General features: G+C 73.5%; 12 protein-coding genes. 4 read left to right on the top strand and 8 right to left on the bottom strand.

Annotation, left to right across the window (positions count from 1 at the left end; genetic code table 11):
• Positions 1-382 precede the first annotated feature (382 nt).
• Complete coding sequence (locus tag AB0J21_RS22135) at positions 383-1339, top strand: GNAT family N-acetyltransferase (protein WP_363147783.1); 957 nt, start codon at positions 383-385, stop codon at positions 1337-1339.
• Positions 1340-1356: 17 nt separating this feature from the next.
• Here the strand turns inward: AB0J21_RS22135 and AB0J21_RS22130 are convergent, their stop codons facing one another.
• From AB0J21_RS22130 to AB0J21_RS22110, 5 genes are all read right to left on the bottom strand, one after another.
• Positions 1357-2292: a universal stress protein gene (locus tag AB0J21_RS22130; RefSeq protein WP_363147782.1), complete on the bottom strand. Its 936-nt coding sequence runs from the start codon at positions 2290-2292 to the stop codon at positions 1357-1359.
• A gap of 54 nt (positions 2293-2346) precedes the next feature.
• On the bottom strand, positions 2347-3135 hold the full coding sequence (locus AB0J21_RS22125; protein ID WP_363147781.1) for an alpha/beta fold hydrolase: 789 nt from the start codon (positions 3133-3135) through the stop codon (positions 2347-2349).
• A gap of 692 nt (positions 3136-3827) precedes the next feature.
• Positions 3828-6032 (bottom strand): serine/threonine-protein kinase, encoded by a 2205-nt coding sequence (locus tag AB0J21_RS22120; RefSeq protein WP_363147780.1) that lies wholly within the window; start codon positions 6030-6032, stop codon positions 3828-3830.
• Positions 6014-6961 carry an oxygenase MpaB family protein gene (locus AB0J21_RS22115; RefSeq protein WP_363147779.1) on the bottom strand — a complete coding sequence of 316 codons (948 nt, stop codon included), beginning with the start codon at positions 6959-6961 and terminating at the stop codon, positions 6014-6016. The genes AB0J21_RS22120 and AB0J21_RS22115 overlap by 19 nt, the downstream gene beginning before the upstream one ends.
• A gap of 97 nt (positions 6962-7058) precedes the next feature.
• Positions 7059-7499, bottom strand: a complete 441-nt coding sequence (locus AB0J21_RS22110) for a ferredoxin (RefSeq protein WP_363147778.1) — start codon at positions 7497-7499, stop codon at positions 7059-7061.
• A 170-nt stretch (positions 7500-7669) separates the two neighbouring features.
• Here AB0J21_RS22110 and AB0J21_RS22105 point away from each other — a divergent pair, with 170 nt between their 5' ends.
• The 3 genes from AB0J21_RS22105 to AB0J21_RS22095 all read left to right on the top strand — a co-directional run bounded on the left by AB0J21_RS22105 (position 7670) and on the right by AB0J21_RS22095 (position 11661).
• Positions 7670-8941 carry an MFS transporter gene (locus AB0J21_RS22105; protein ID WP_363147777.1) on the top strand — a complete coding sequence of 424 codons (1272 nt, stop codon included), beginning with the start codon at positions 7670-7672 and terminating at the stop codon, positions 8939-8941.
• A gap of 186 nt (positions 8942-9127) precedes the next feature.
• On the top strand, positions 9128-10108 hold the full coding sequence (locus tag AB0J21_RS22100) for a rod shape-determining protein (RefSeq protein ID WP_363147776.1): 981 nt from the start codon (positions 9128-9130) through the stop codon (positions 10106-10108).
• A gap of 170 nt (positions 10109-10278) precedes the next feature.
• On the top strand, positions 10279-11661 hold the full coding sequence (locus AB0J21_RS22095; RefSeq protein ID WP_363147775.1) for an FAD-linked oxidase C-terminal domain-containing protein: 1383 nt from the start codon (positions 10279-10281) through the stop codon (positions 11659-11661).
• Between the two features lie 72 nt (positions 11662-11733).
• Here AB0J21_RS22095 and AB0J21_RS22090 read toward each other — a convergent pair whose 3' ends face one another.
• The 3 genes from AB0J21_RS22090 to AB0J21_RS22080 form a co-directional block, all read right to left on the bottom strand.
• Positions 11734-13119 (bottom strand): GH1 family beta-glucosidase, encoded by a 1386-nt coding sequence (locus AB0J21_RS22090; protein ID WP_363147774.1) that lies wholly within the window; start codon positions 13117-13119, stop codon positions 11734-11736.
• A complete protein-coding gene (locus tag AB0J21_RS22085) occupies positions 13116-13955 on the bottom strand; it encodes a carbohydrate ABC transporter permease (protein ID WP_363147948.1) in 840 nt (279 codons plus the stop codon). The genes AB0J21_RS22090 and AB0J21_RS22085 overlap by 4 nt, the downstream gene beginning before the upstream one ends.
• 82 nt (positions 13956-14037) lie before the next feature.
• The gene (locus AB0J21_RS22080) at positions 14038-15042 is read right to left on the bottom strand and encodes a sugar ABC transporter permease (protein WP_363147773.1); all 1005 of its coding nucleotides are present in this window, start codon (positions 15040-15042) and stop codon (positions 14038-14040) included.
• Between the last annotated feature and the right edge of the window lie 3 nt (positions 15043-15045).

Genomic DNA, 15045 nt, shown 5'->3' with positions numbered 1-15045 from the left:
CCCGGCGCGCGGACAACGGCCCGCGCGAGGGCGGCAGTGCGGTGCGGGAGACCGGTGGGCACCCCTCGCGGCGATCGGTGGGCACCCCTCGCGGAGACCTTCGCGCGCCTGCCGCGGATGCCTTCGCGGGAACCTCGCGGAGACCTGTGCGCAAGACTCGCGAAACATGACTCTCACCCTTCACTTCAGGGTGAGACCGAGCAGCGGGGGCGAGCGGAAAACGCCTTGCCCGGGTTCCGGCGGGGACCTAGGTTCTCGGGCGACCCGCCGCACCCGTGGACCACGGTGCGGACCGAGGCGCCGCACGCGCGAGCCGGGGCGCGCCCCTCGCACGCCGCACCGCGCCGCTTGCCGGCCTGTTCCCCTCCCCCTGGAGATCTCGTTGCTCTTCGCCCCCGCCGTTCCCGCCGATCTCGACGGCCTGCTGCCCCTCCTCCACGCCGATCCGGCCAGCTCTGTGACGCCTGGCCTGTACCGGGAGCGGCTGGCTCGCGACCAGTACCGGGAGGCCCACACCTGGATCGCCCGTCCGGCTCCCGGCGCGCCCGCGCTGGCGGTGGCGGTGTGGTGGGCGGGCCCGGAGGAGGCGCTGCCCGCCGTGCTCGACGCGGTGTGCGTGGCCCCGGCGGTGGGAGAGGGGCCCGAGCGGGTGGCACTGGCCGCCGCCCTGCTCACCGCCGGGCACGCGTACTTCGCCGGGCGGGGGCTTGACTCCGCGCCGGAGTACCACGTCTTCCTGCCCGCCGACTGGCATGCGCGCCCGGAGGTCGCGGCCGCACTCGGCTGGCGGCGCGAGGCGGCGCGCCTGGCCGGACTGACGGTGAGCGTGGAGCGCCTGCGCTACGAGTGGGAGGCCTCTCGCGGGCTGCCGGGGCCGGCCCGGCGGCTCCGCTTCCACGCCGAGCCCGACGACGAGGTCTTCGTGGACCTGTTCCGGCGCTGCCTCGAAGGGACCCTCGACGCGGCCTGCGCGCGGGAGGCCGCGGAGCTGGGCGCCGGGGAACAGGCCCGGCGGGACCTGGCCTTCTACCGCGACACCATGCCCGGTGAGCGTTCGTGGTGGCGGGTGGCCCGGGACGCGGCGGGCGAGGCGGTCGGTTTCGCCGTACCCTCGCGCAACCACGAGTGTCCTGTCGTCGGCTACCTCGGTGTGCTGCCCGAGTACCGGGGGAACGGATACGCCGACGAACTGCTGGGCGAGATCACCCGGGTGCTGGCCGAGGCCGGTGCGCGGCGCGTGCGCGCCGACACCGACCTCGGGAACACGCCGATGGCCGCCTCCTTCGAACGGACCGGCTACGTCAGCCGCTCGCGGCGGCTGGTGCTGTCCGCGGCCTGATGCGGGCGCCGGAGGGCTCAGGCGGCGGAGGCGTCGGCGTCCTCGTCCTGTTCTTCCGCCTCCGCGGGCGGCACGACCGCGACCGGCGCGGCGGCGTGCAGCAGCACGGCCTGGGTGACGGAACCGAGGATGCGGCCGGGCTGGAGCAGTCGCCTGCGGTGGCGGCCCACCACGACGAGTTCGGCGTCCGCCGAGGCGGCGACGAGATGGCCCGCCGCGTCTCCCGCGGCGACCGAGACGAGCACGTCGACCTTCGGATGGGCGGCCCGGTGGCGGTCGACCACCCCCTGCGCCATCGCGAGGCATTCGTTCTCCGCGGCCTCCTGGTCCTCGACGGAGGGCGTGTAGTCGCCGAGCGCGGTCCACGCGAGGGCGGGCCAGGGGTAGGCCGAGACCACGTGCAGGACGGCGCCGCGCATGGCGGCCTCCGCGAAGCCGAACTCGACGGCCCGCTCGTCGGTGACGTCGGCGGGAAGGCCGAGGACGACACGTGGTCCCGGCGAGACCTCCATCGCCATGTCCTCGGGGACCGCGCGCCCGGGCCGCGGGACGACCACGACGGGGCAGGCCGCCTCGCGCGCCGCGGCCATGCCGTTGGACCCGAGCAGCAGGCTCGCGAAGCCGCCCCGCCCGCGCGAGCCGAGGACGAGCAGCTGACCGTCCGCGCCCATGTCGGGCAGGACGGCGTCGGGGGCGCCCTCGACGGTGACGAACTCCAGGGGCGGCAGCTCCGTCCGCTCGCCGAGGCTCTGCCGCAAGCGGTCGAGCACCGGATCGCCGACGGGCTCCTCACCCGCCGCCAGCACCTCGGGCTGGGCCCAGGCTGCGTACTGGCGTACGTGCGCGATCCGCAGGACGCTGCCGCGCATCCGCGCCGCCCCGATCGCCCAGTCCAGGGCCCGCAGGCTGTCCTCCGAGCCGTCCACCGCGGCCAACACCGGCAGGTCACTCATGTTCTTCCTCGTTCCCGGCACACGCCATATCGGTCTATCCCGGCCAAGCCTCGCTCAGCGGGGGCCCGGAAGGGGAGAGCCGAAGGGCCCGTGTCGGGACGGGTTCTCCTCCTGCGCCCTCCCCCGCACCCGTCCGCCCGGTGTGTCCAGGAAGGGCAGTACGTGGGCGAGGAAGGCGTCGGGGCGGGTGGCGTGCACGAGGTGCCCCGCGTCCACCGTGACGAGCCGGGCGCCGGGTATCCGCTCGGCGAGCGCGGCCACGGAGACCTGGTCGACGACGCTGTCCGGTCCCCCGGCGATCGCGAGGACCGGCAGGTCGATCCGGTCCATGCGCCGCCACCACGCCGGGTCGGGCTGGTTGCGGGGGCGTTCGGTCGCGAGGACCATGCGCCAGTCGAAGGTGAGCGGGCCTTCGGGCCGTGCGGGCGGCGGCCGGGGCGGGTCGAGCGGAAGGGGTGCGGGCACGTCCTCCAGGACGAGGCTGCGCACGAGGCGCGGCCGGTCCTGGGCGAGCAGGCAGGCGACCAGTCCGCCCATCGAGTGGGCGAGGACGTCGACGCGGGTGAGTCCGAGCGCGCCGAGGAAGGCGTGCACGTCGTCGCGCATGAGTTCGTACGAGTACTGCCCGGGCCACGTGCTCGCGCCGTGTCCGCGCAGGTCGAGGGCGTAGACCCGGTGCCGGTGGGCAAGGGGGCCGAGCACGGGCTGCCAGTCGGTTCCCCCCTCGCCCCGGGCGTGCAGGAGGAGGAGCGGGGGCGCGTCTTCGGGGCCCGCGACGCGGTAGGCGAGGGTGATGCCGTGGGCGCGCAGGGTCCGGGGCTGGTCCGCGGGGTGCTGATCCATGGCAGAGTCCTCCCCCACCGCGTCGGCGATCAGACATCGGTTCGGGGCGGGCACGATCCCGGGCGGGTGGCCGGCGAGGCGGCCGCCGGCCACCGGCCCGGTGAGAGTCCGCGATTCCGGTGGCCTTGTCGACGATGTCGAGGTCGTAGTGGTGGCCCACCTGGTCGTCCCGGGCCCGCTGGACGCGCAGGGCGGCGGTGCCCGTGGCGGTCCTGACGGCCTTCAGGGGCCGGCGCGAGGTGAACGAGGGGGCGACGGTGTCGCGGGCGACGGCGGTGTAGCGGAAGTTGTCCTTGATCTCCTGGTTAGTGTCGCCCTTGAGCCGGACGGTCCGGGTCGGGCCGCTGAGCGTCCCCGACCTGGCGTAGGGCGGCTGCGGGTTCGCCGGCCACACGCCCCCCTGGTAGATGTCGTGCTTGTCAGCGGCCATGTTGACGCGGGCGATCTCGGTGCGGTCCTTGTAGACCTCGACGAAGAGGGCTTGGGCGGTGGTCGCCTCGAAGCGGTCGGCGAGGCCGCTGTCGGTGACGGCCTGATAACCGTGGTCGACCTCGACGTAGGACCTGGAGCCGTCGTTGACGGCGGTGAAGTCCTTCTGTGCGATGGACCGTTCGTCGTTGATGTTGAGGTGCGAGTGGCCCGGCTGCGCGCGCGGACAGCGGTGACCGTGCCGGGCCGTCGCGCGGCGTGGATCAGCCCTGTTCGCGCAGGAGGGCCACCGCGCGGTACACCAGCGCGGCCTCCTGGGACCTGCCGAGCTGTTCGAGGCAGTGGGCCTCGTCGTCGCGGCTGGAGAGCGTGTCGGGATGACCCGCGCCCAGGACACGCTCGCGGTGGTCGGCGACGGAACGGTACACGTCCAGGGCCTCGTCCCAGCGGCCGAGCCAGCCGAGGGCGACAGCGATCTCGCGGTGGCTGACGAGGGTGTCGGGGTGCGCGGGGCCGAGGAGCCGCACGCGTGCCGCGGCCACGTCCCGGGCCTGGGCCAGGGCCTCCGCCCAGCGGCCGAGCCGGCCGAGGTTCACGCCCAGGCCGTGGCGGGCCCGCAGGGTCTCGGGCGCCTCGGAGCCGTCCGCGCGGGTGCGGTCCTCGATCAGCGCGCGGTAGAGCTCCAGTGCCTCGGTGATGCGGCCGAGACGTCCGAGGCCGATGCCGACCTCGTAGCGGGCCGCCAGGGTGTCGGGGTGCAGGGCGCCCAGGACGCGTGCGCGGCCCTCGGCCACCGCCCGGTAGCTGTCGAGCGCCTCGCTCCAGCGCCCGAGCCGGCCGAGGGCGTGGGCGGTCTCGTACCGGGTGAGCAGGGTGTCGGGGTGGACCGCGCCCAGGACGCGTGCGCGGTCCCGGGCGGTCTGCTCGGCCAGGCGCAGGCAGTCCTCCAGCAGGCCGAGGCGGCCGAGGGTGTAGGCGAGGTTGTGGCGACAGCACAGGGTGTCGGGGTGGTCCGGCCCCATGGCACGTTCCCGGGCGGCGAGGACGGAGCGGTAGACCTCGTGGGCCTCGAAATGGCGGCCGAGCCTGCCGAGGACGTAGGCCGTCTCGTGGCGGGCCATGAGCGTGTCGGGGTGCTCGGGACCGAGCGTGCGTTCCCGGGCCTCCGCGACCCTGGTGTACTCGCGCAGGGCGTCCGCGAGGCGGCCGGTCCTGCTGAGGCTCAGGGCGATCTCGCACCGGCTGGCGAGCGTGTCGGGGTGGGCGGGGCCCAGCAGGTGCGCGCGTTCGGCGGCGACCGCCCGGTGCACCTCCCCCGCCTCCTCCCAGCGGCCCAGCCGCCCCAGGCTCAGCCCCGCCTGGTGGCGGCTGCCGAGATGGGCGAGGAGTTCGGGCGCCGCAATCGGCGCGCGCTGTTCGACCGGGGCGGGCACGCCGCCCGCGGCCCGGGCGGACCAGATGGCGGACAGTCCGGCGGCCGCGTCGGACGGCGGCGGACGGCGCGCCCCGGTGGTGACGCTCGCCTTGTGACCCGCCGTCATGCCCCGCGTCCAGGCGGGCAGCGGGGCTTCGGGGGCGGCTGCGCCCGGCCACGCGCGCGGCACGGCGGGCCGGGCGGTGGGCAGCTTCTCGGTGAGTCGTGCGGCGACGTCCCCGGCGTCCTGCGGGCGCCGTCCGGGGTCCTTGGCGAGCAGGTCGAGGACGACGCGGTCGAGGTGGTCGGGTACGTCCGGCCGGTGCTCGCTCGGGGGGCGCGGCGCGGTGTCGCTGTGCCCGACGAGGATCGCCCACACGTCGTCGAAGGCGAAGGGCGGCTCGCCGGTGGCGAGTTCGTAGAGCACACAGCCCAGGGAGTAGAGGTCGCTGCGCCGGTCGACGCTCTCTCCGCCGATCTGCTCGGGCGACATGTAGTGCGGGGTGCCCATGGCGACGCCGGTGCCGCTCAGCCGTGAGGTGAAGCCGATGTCGTGGCCCAGCCGCGCGATGCCGAAGTCGCAGATCTTCACGCTGCCGTCGGCGAGCCGCATGATGTTGGCGGGCTTGAGGTCGCGGTGCACGATGCCCTGTTCGTGGGTGTGCGCGAGGGCGGCGGCGACCTGGGCCCCGATGTCGACGACGACGTCGAGGGGCAGCGGGTGCGGGGTGTGGTCCTCCAGGAGCTGGCTGAGGTTGCGGCCCTCCAGGAGCTCCATGACGAGGTACAGGACGCCCTCGTGCTCACCGAAGTCGTGGACGACGGTGACGCCCCGGTGCTGGAGGGCGGCGGCGACCCGCGCCTCCCTGCGGAAGCGCTCGCGCAGGACCCGGGTGAAGTCGGCGTCGCGCCGCGCGCCGAGGGGCTTGAGGCATTTGACGGCGACCCGGCGGCCCAGCGACTCGTCGCGGGCCCGCCACACCTCGCCCATGCCGCCGCGCCCGATCAGGTCCAGCAGCCGGTAGCGGCCCTGGATCAGCCTGGTGTCCGCCATCGCGTGCCGTCGCCCCCGTCGCTTCGCCGCGCTGTCCCCGAAGTGTCCAGTATGGCCGTCCCCGTGCCACGTGGGTACGGGGAGGGCCGGGCGCCCGGGCCGAGCCGTGCGACGGCGCCGAGGATGTGCTGGGGCGGGAACTGCCAGCGCACCGTGGTGGGAACGGCCCGCAGCAGCCGCCCCGTCGAGCGCAGCCGCCGGGTCACGACGGCGGGCGGCGGGGCGGGGGCGCCGTAGAGCGCGTGGGCCCACGGAGGGAGTGAGCCGTAGGCGAGCGAGGCGACCCGGCGCCACAGGACGGCGCGGGCCGGCCGGAGGGCGGGGGGTACGGGCGGGCGGCGCAGGAAGTCGTCGACCTCGCGGGCCTCGGGCCCGACCGCGAGTTCCGCCTTCATGCCGCGGAAGTAGGCGTCGAGTTCACCGACGGTGGCGGGCACCTGGGCCGGGTCGAGGCCGACGAGCCGTGCGGAGGTGCGCTGCTCCGTGACGTAGCGGTCGGCGAGCGCGTCGGTGAGCCGGAAGCCGGAGCGGCGCACGGTGTGCAGGTAGGAGGAGATCTCGGCGCAGTGCACCCACAGGAGGAGTCCGGGCTCGTCGACGCCGTAGCGCTCACCGGTGTCGGGGTCGGTGGCGCCGAGCGCGCGGTGGATGCGGCGGACGCGGGCGGCGGCCTGCTCCGCGTCCTCGGTGGGCGCGTAGGTGGTGGCGGCGACGAAGCGTGCGGTGCGGATCAGCCGGCCCCAGGCGTCCTCGCGGAAGTCGGAGTTCTGCATGACGGCGCGCAAAGTCCTCGGGTGCAGGGCCTGGAAGTAGAGGGCGCGGACTCCGGCCACCCACATCATGGGGTCGGCGTGCAGTCGCCAGGTCACGGTGTCCAGTCCGAAGAGCCCGGCGTCGGGCGCGCGGTCGGGGTGCGGCTGCTCGGCCATGCCGGCGCCTCCTCGGCTTGTCGGGTACGGCCTGCCGGAAGGGGACCGCCCCGCCGATTCTGCCTCCGGGCGGGCCGGCCCGCGTCGCCGGGCCCCGTCAGTTCGCCGCTTCGAGGGTGCGCAGGAGTTGTGCGCAGGCGTCGGCGCAGTCGCGGCAGGCGCGGACGCAGTCGGCAAAGCCCGGGTCCCGCCGGTCCGCGCAGCGGGCGGCGCAGTCGAGGCACGCCTCGTCCGCGCAGCGGGCGGCGCAGTCGAGGCACGCCTCACGGCACCAGGCGAGCCGGAAGCTCAGCTCGGCCTCGTCCTCGGCCCGGCGCGGGGGTTCCTCGGTCAGCAGGCGCGCGGTGCGGTCGCAGATCTCCACGCAGGTCAGCGCGCGGTTGCTGTGGTCGAGGCCGTGTGCGTGACGGGCGCAGGCCCGCGCGCAGGCCCGGCAGGACTCGACGCAGGCGAAGCGCTGTTCGAGGTAGCGCACGAGCAGTGCGCGATCCCATTCCCCGTCCGCCTGCCGCGCGGGGCGGGTACTCGCCGAGGTCATGGGGACTCCTCTCTCCGGCACCGGACACGGGCGGCGCGCGTGACCGTGGTGCGGGTTGCCGGTCACGGGGCGCCCAAACCGGCCGGTCCACCCCGGTGCGACCGTCCCGTACGCAAGATCGCCACGAACCGCGGGTGTGCGGACCCCTGGCCCGGGAAAGGGACGTGCGCATGACACTGACCTTGTCCCCCACCCGGCGTCCGGTACGGCAGTTGGCCGCGGCCTCCGTCGGCAACGCCGTGGAATGGTACGACTGGTACGCCTACACGTTCCTGGCCACCTACATCGCCGATCAGGTCTTCCCGAAAAGCGCGGACAACTCCCTGGTCCCGCTGCTGTCCACCTTCGCGGTGTTCGCGGTGGGCTTCTTCATGCGGCCGGTCGGCGGTCTGCTGATGGGCGCGGTCGCCGACCGCCGCGGCAGGCGCGCCGCGCTCACGGTGACGATCCTGCTGATGGGCGGCTCCAGCCTGCTGGTCGGGCTGACGCCGACCTACGCCTCGGCGGGCGTGCTCGCGCCCGTCGTGCTGGTCCTCGCCCGGCTGCTCCAAGGGCTGTCGGTGGGCGGGGAGTTCGCCGCCTCCACGACCTTCCTCGTCGAATCGGCCGGTGCCGGCAGGCGCGGTCTCTTCTCCAGCTTCCAGTACGTCTCGACGACGGTCGGGCAGCTCATCGCCTCGGGCGTCGCCGCGCTCCTGGTGCGCCTGCTGGACGACGGGCAGATGGAGGCGTGGGGCTGGCGGCTGCCCTTCGTCCTGGGCGCGCTGCTGAGCCTCGCGGGGTTCTGGATCAGGCGCGGGGCGCACGAGACGCGCAGCGCCGAGCAGGCGGCGGCGCGCCCCGGACTGTTCGAGGCGCTGCGCCGGTATCCGCGTGCCTCGCTGCTGATCGGCGGGATCACTGCGGGCGGCACCCTCGCCTACTACACCTGGACCTCGTACCTGCCCACCTACGCCGAGCTGAACGCCGACGTCCCGAAGTCGGACGCGCTGCTCGCGAGCACCCTGGCGCTGGCCTTCTTCGCCGTACTGCAACCGGTCGGCGGCCTGCTGTCGGACCGCTACGGACGCCGGCCGCTGCTGCTGTTCTTCGGCCTCGGTTTCGCGCTGCTGTGCGTTCCGTTGCTGAAGCTGATCGACGGTTCCTTCGTGTCGCTCCTGCTGGTGAGCTGCGCCGGCATGGTGCTGCTGACCGGGTTCACGTCCATCTCCGCGGCCGTCAACGCGGAGGTCTTCCCCGCCCGCGTGCGGGCGGCCGGGATCGGGTTCCCCTACTCGCTGACGGTCGCGTTGTTCGGCGGGACCGCCCCGTACATGGGCACTCTGTTCAAGCAGCTGGAGCGGCCCGGGCTCTTTCCGTGGTACGTCGCGGCGCTGTGCCTCGTCTCCTCGGTGGTGTACCTGAGGCTGCCGGAGACGGCGCACCGCGCACTGGACCGCTGAGGGGGCCGACCGCTGAGCGCGGGCCCGGCGAGGGGTGGCCCGTCCACAACTCGAACGGCGCGCCGAAGTTGCCGGGCCCCGGCCGGCGGGCGAACGTCGGGGGTGGTGCCGCGCCGTCGTCGCCGGGTGGCGGTGGCGGGCGCGGCGCGACGCCCGTGGCCCCCGGACAGCAGGAGTTGAAGTCTCATGGCAGCGCGCAGCAGACAGGTGGCCGTCGACCTCGGCAGTGCGACGCTGCGGCTGCACAGCGCGGACCGCGAGGAGGGCTGGTCGAGTCCGCACGTCGCGGTCGTCGACGAGGGCGGGACGGTCCGCACCTGGGGGTCCGAGGCGCTGGCGATGGCGGGCCGGATGCCCCCGCACCTGCGTCTGGCGCGTCCGGTGACCGCCGGGGCGGTGACCGATCTGGCGCTCGCGGCGCGGCTGCTCGGCATGGGGTTGCGTGCGGCCTGTGGCAAGCGGCGCGGACTGCGCGGACTGCGCGCCCTCGTGTGTGTGCCGGACCACGCCACCTCCATGGAACAGCACGTGCTGCGGCAGGCGTGCCGGGACGCGGGTCTCGCCCAGGTGACCTCGGTGCCGCACTCGGTGGCCGCGGCCGTGGGCGCCCGGGTGTGCTCGACCCCGTCGGGCGCCCTGCTGGTGGACGTGGGCGAGCACCGCACGACGGCCTCGATGATCGCCTTCGGCTCGACCCTCGCGACCCGGACCGTCAAGAGCGGGGCCGGAAGCGCGGACGCGCTGCTCGTGCGGTACGCGCGGGACCGGCACGGGCTCACCGTGGGGGCGGGGGTGGCCGAGGAGGCGAAACTGGCCGCGGCCGAGGATCGCGAGGTGGTGGCGGTACGGGGTCAGGACCGCACGAACGGGCTGCCGCGGGTGGAGGACCTGCCGGTCGCGGAGATCCGGGCGCTGCTGCGCTCGACCTACGAGGACACGGCGCGGCTGATCAGCGCGGTCCTGGACGCGAGCCCCGCCGAACTCGTCGACGACGTCCACGACCGCGGCCTGCTCCTGCTCGGCGGCGGCGCCCGGCTGCACGGGCTGGACGTGTTCCTGCGCGAGCGGCTCCGCATTCCGGCGCACGTCGTGGACTCCGGGGGCGCGACCGCCGTCGCGGGCGCCTGGGAGCTGGCCTGCGGAGAGAACACGCCCGTTCTGCTCTGACCGGGCCCCGGGCCCCCGCGCCTGGCCGCCCTTACCCCGTTGACCTGCCCCTTCGCACGGCCCTCCGCCCCCCGCCCGGTCTGTGCGCGCGACGGGCGCGCGATGATGGAGGGAGGCGTCCCTCGCGAGCAGCGCGGGTGGACGCGGTGCACGAGGAGGTGGCCACGGGCGTGGCGAAGGCAGTGGCGGCAGGGATCCCGGCCCAGCGGGTCATCACCGATCCGGACAGCGTGGCCGCTTACCGGCACGACGAGGCGGAGTGGGCCCCGCACGGCGTCCCGCTCGCCGTCGTCCGTCCCCGGGACACCGAGGAGGTGCGGGCGGTGGTCGCGTACTGCGTGGAGCACCGGATACCGCTCGTGCCGCGCGGGGCGGGCACGGGCCTGTCGGGCGGCGCCAACGCGGTGGACGGGGCGATCGTGCTGTCCTTCGAGGACATGAACCGGGTCCTGCGCGTCGACCCGGCCGAGCGGATCGCCGTGGTCCAGCCCGGCGTCGTCAACGACGACCTGCGGGCCGCCTGTGCCGAGTACGGCCTGTGGTATCCGCCGGACCCGGCGAGTTCCCCGTGGTCGACGATCGGCGGGAACGCGGCGACCAACGCGGGCGGCATGTGCTGCGTCAAGTACGGGGTGACCCGCGACTACGTCCTGGGCCTCGAAGTGGTCAACGGCCTCGGGGAGATCGTCCGGGTGGGGCGGAGCACCGCGAAGGGGGTCTCCGGCTACGACCTCTGCGGTCTCCTCGTCGGCTCGGAGGGCACGCTCGGTGTGATCACGGAGATCACCGTCAAGCTGCGGCCGGCCCGGCTGCCGGAGCGCACGGTCGCGGGCTACTTCGACTCGGTGGTGGCCGCCGGAGAGGCGGTGAGCGCCGTGACGGCCGCCGGGGTGGTGCCCTCGGCGCTGGAGCTGGTGGACCGGCACTGCCTCGCGGCGGTCGACGCGTGGAAGAACATGGGCCTGTCGACGGACGCGAACGTCGTGCTGCTCGGCCGGGTGGACACGCCGGGCGCCGAGGGGGACGCGGAGGCCGCCGTGCTCCTGGACTGCTTCGAGCGGTCCGGGGCGAGCTGGGCGGCGCGGTCCACCGACCAGCAGGAGGCCGATGCCCTGTTCGAGGCGCGGCGGCTGGCCTACCCGGCGCTGGAGCGGCTGGGCCCGGTGCTGACGGAGGACGTGTGCGTGCCGCGAGCGGCGGTGCCCGAGATGCTCGCGCGGATCGAGCGGGCCGCCGAGCGGCACGACATCCTGGTCGCCAACATCGCGCACGCGGGCGACGGCAATCTGCACCCGCTGATCATCACCCGGCCCGGGGACGAGGCGGCGGCGGCGCGGGCCCGGCTCGCCTTCGAGGACATCCTGGACGACGCCCTCTCGCTGGGCGGAACGGTGACCGGCGAGCACGGCGTGGGCCTGCTCAAGATGCGCGGCATGGACCAGGAGGTGGGCCCCGCCGCTCTCGCGATGCAGCGCGCGGTGAAGGCGGCCCTGGACCCGCACGGCATCCTCAACCCGGGGAAGGTCGTCGTCTCAGGGCGGGCACTCGTCTGAGTCCGGCACGTGAAGGAGCCGCCACCCCTGCCGGGGGCGGCGGCTCCTTCACGTGGCTGTCCTGACCGGTTCTCAGGCGGGACGCCCGCCTCTGCGGCGGTGGCTCGCGACGAGTTCGGCGTAGCGGCGGCCACTGGTCTTGACGGTGCGCTTCTGCGTCCTGTAGTCGACGTGGACGAGGCCGAACCGCTTGTCGTAGCCGTTGGCCCACTCGAAGTTGTCCATCAGCGACCACGCGAAGTACCCGGCGAGCGGGGCGCCCTTGCGCAGGGCGCGCGTGCAGGCCGCGAGGTGGTCCTCCAGGTAGCGCACCCGGTCCGGGTCGTTCACGCCGCCGTCGGCGCCGACGACGTCGGGCCAGGCGGAGCCGTTCTCGGTGACGTAGATCTTCCGGACCCCGTACTCCTCGGTCAGCCGCAGCAGCGTCCGCTCGATGCCGTTCGCGTCGATCTCCCAGTCCATCCCCGTGCGCGGGACGTGCAGCCGGCGCACGGCCCGGGCGTAGGGCGCGGGTCCTGCGGGGTCGTTGGTGACGACGGCGGGCATGTAGTAGTTGAGCCCCAGCCAGTCCAGCGGCTGCGCTACGGTCTCCGCGTCCCCGTCCCGTACCGGCAGCTCGACCCCGTACACCTCGGTCATGTCCTCGGGGAAGCCCCGGCCGTGCAGCGGGTCCAGCCACCAGCGGTTGGTGTGGCCGTCCATGCGCCGGGCCGCCGCCGCGTCCGCCTGCGAACCGGTCGCCGGGTCCACGGGGTTGAGGTTGAGCACGATGCCCACCCGGGCGTCGGGCACGGCGGCCCGGATCGCGCGGGTGGCGAGTCCGTGCCCGAGCAGCAGGTGGCAGGAGGCCCGGACGGCGGCGGTCAGATCGCTGACCCCGGGGGCCATCGTCCCTTCGAGGTGGCCGATCCACGCGGAGCACAGCGGCTCGTTGAGGGTCGCCCAGTTCTTGACGCGGTCACCGAGGCGTTCGGCGACCACCGAGGCGAAGTGCGCGAAGTGTTCCGCGGTCCGCCGTTCGGGCCAGCCGCCCCGGTCCTGGAGGGCCTGCGGCAGGTCCCAGTGGTACAGCGTCGGGAAGGGCTCGATGCCCTCGGCGAGCAGCCCGTCCACGAGCCGGTCGTAGAAGTCGAGGCCCTCGGCGTTGACCGGCCCGTCACCGCCGGGCAGGACGCGGGGCCAGGCCACCGAGAAGCGGTAGGCCCCGGCGTTCAGCTCCTTGACCAGGCCGAGATCCTCGCGCCAGCGGTGGTAGTGGTCGCAGGCCACGTCACCGGTGTCACCGCCGGCCACCTTGCCCGGGGTGTGCGAGAAGCTGTCCCAGATGGACGGCCCCCGGCCGCCCTCGGCGACGGCCCCCTCCACCTGGTACGCGGCGGTGGCCACGCCCCAGAGGAAGCCGTCGGGGAGAGCGGCGTGATCGAAGGGGTCGCCACCGGCCGGGACGGCAGCCGTCATTTGACGGCTCCCGCGGTCAGTCCGGTCACCAGGTACTTCTGGAGCAGCAGGAAGCCCGCCACGATCGGCACGCTGACCACGAGGGAGGCTGCCATGACCTGGTTCCAGTAGACGTCGTTCTGCGTCGCGTAGCCCTGGAGGCCGACGGCGAGGGTACGGGTCTGGTCGTTGGTCATGACGGAGGCGAACAGGACCTCGCCCCAGGCCGTCATGAAGGCGTACACGGCGACCGCGACGATACCGGGGATGGCGGCCGGCACGACGACGCGGAAGAGCGCGCCGAGCGGACCGCAGCCGTCGACCTTGGCGGCCTCGTCGAGTTCCTTGGGCACCGAGTCGAAGTAGCCGATCAGCATCCAGATCGCGAAGGGCAGCGAGAAGGTCAGATACGTGATGATCAGGCCGAAGCGCGAGCCGAACAGCGGGAGGCCGGTGGCGTTGCCGATGTTGACGAAGATGAGGAACAGCGGCAGCAGGAAGAGGATGCCGGGGAACATCTGCGTCGACAGCACCGAGATCGTGAAGACCCGCTTGCCGGGGAAGCTGTACCGGCTGACGGCGTAGGCCGCGAAGACGGCGATGATCACCGAGCAGATGGTCGCCGCGCCCGCCACGACCAGCGAGTTCACGAAGTAGTCCGCGAGCGGGATGGTCTTCCAGATGTCGATGTACGGGCTGATCGTGAGGCCCGACGGGATCCAGTGGAACTCCCCGGACACGTCCTTGAGCGGCTTGAGCGAGCTGCTGATCATGACGTAGACGGGCAGCACGACGAAGAAGGTCAGGACGGTCAGGAAGACCCGGCGCACCCAGATGAAGGACTTCGGCGGGGCCATCGGCGAACGCGGGGCCTTGCCCTTGTCCGCCCGGGACGCGGAGCCCGATGTCTTCGTCACGGCCGGCGTGACGGAGGTTGCGCTAGGCATCGGAGCCCTTCCTTCCGCGCGAGGTGAGCAGGAGGTACACGGCCGTCACCACGAGGAGGAAGAGCAGCAGCAGGACGGACATGGCCGAACCGGTGCCGAAGTTCCAGGAGACGAAGGACGACTGGTAGATGTGGATCGAGATGAGGTCCGCGGACTCCGGCGCCGAGTCCCCGAAGAGGATGAACGGCGTGTTGAAGTCGTTGAAGGTCCACAGGAACAGGACGAGCACGAGGACCTGGTTGACGGGGCGCAGGGAGGGCAGGGTGATCCTGCGGATCTGCTGCCACATCGTGGCGCCGTCGATGCTGGCGGCCTCGTAGAGGTCCTTGGGGATGTTCTGGAGGGCGGCCATCACGATGAGGAACGCGAAGGGCCAGGTCTTCCAGACGGCGACGACGCACAGGGCGATGAAGCTGTTGTTGCCCAGCAGCCAGAAGGGCTTGTCGTCGGTGAGGCCGAGCTGATCGTGGACGACGTGGTTCACCAGGCCGTTGTCCCGCTGGAACATGAAGGCCCAGGTGATGACGGCGGCGTAGATGGGCAGCGCGTACGGGGTCAGGAAGATGGCCCGCAGGACGCCCCGGCCCTTGAAGTTGTCCTGGAGGAAGATCGCGGCCGCGACCCCGATCAGCCAGCAGGAGGCCACCGAGATGACGGTGAAGACGCAGGTCACCCAGAAGGAGTGCAGCAGCGCCTTGCCGACCGGCTCGCTGAAGTCGATCGCGAGGTGGAAGTTGTCGAAGCCGGACCAGGGGGCGGCGCCCCAGTCACGGATGTAGAACTGCGTCAGTTCCTTGAAGGCCATGAAGATGCCGACGACCATCGGCACCATGTGGACGAGGAGCTCGAAGAGCAGTGCGGGGAGCAGCAGCAGATAGGGCAGACCGATCTTGCGCACCCGGTCGGGGATGCGCAGCCTGCGCTTTCGCTTCGGCCCGGGGCCGGGCCCCTTCACGGGGCCCGGCGTCGCCTGCTCGGGAGCGGCGGTGGCTGTCATGTT

It is taken from the genome of Streptomyces sp. NPDC049954, from assembly GCF_040656295.1.
In the GTDB taxonomy this organism is placed as follows: domain Bacteria; phylum Actinomycetota; class Actinomycetes; order Streptomycetales; family Streptomycetaceae; genus Streptomyces.
This window is presented reverse-complemented; position numbering and strand designations above follow the sequence as displayed.

Coding starts and splice junctions, on each gene's coding strand:
- AB0J21_RS22115 (WP_363147779.1), bottom strand. CDS start 6,961: ATGGCCGAGCAGCCGCACCCCGACCGCGCGCCCGACGCCGGGCTCTTC.
- AB0J21_RS22110 (WP_363147778.1), bottom strand. CDS start 7,499: ATGACCTCGGCGAGTACCCGCCCCGCGCGGCAGGCGGACGGGGAATGG.
- AB0J21_RS22105 (WP_363147777.1), top strand. CDS start 7,670: ATGACACTGACCTTGTCCCCCACCCGGCGTCCGGTACGGCAGTTGGCC.
- AB0J21_RS22080 (WP_363147773.1), bottom strand. CDS start 15,042: ATGACAGCCACCGCCGCTCCCGAGCAGGCGACGCCGGGCCCCGTGAAG.
- AB0J21_RS22125 (WP_363147781.1), bottom strand. CDS start 3,135: ATGGATCAGCACCCCGCGGACCAGCCCCGGACCCTGCGCGCCCACGGC.
- AB0J21_RS22100 (WP_363147776.1), top strand. CDS start 9,128: ATGGCAGCGCGCAGCAGACAGGTGGCCGTCGACCTCGGCAGTGCGACG.
- AB0J21_RS22085 (WP_363147948.1), bottom strand. CDS start 13,955: ATGGCCCCGCCGAAGTCCTTCATCTGGGTGCGCCGGGTCTTCCTGACC.
- AB0J21_RS22130 (WP_363147782.1), bottom strand. CDS start 2,292: ATGAGTGACCTGCCGGTGTTGGCCGCGGTGGACGGCTCGGAGGACAGC.
- AB0J21_RS22120 (WP_363147780.1), bottom strand. CDS start 6,032: ATGGCGGACACCAGGCTGATCCAGGGCCGCTACCGGCTGCTGGACCTG.
- AB0J21_RS22090 (WP_363147774.1), bottom strand. CDS start 13,119: ATGACGGCTGCCGTCCCGGCCGGTGGCGACCCCTTCGATCACGCCGCT.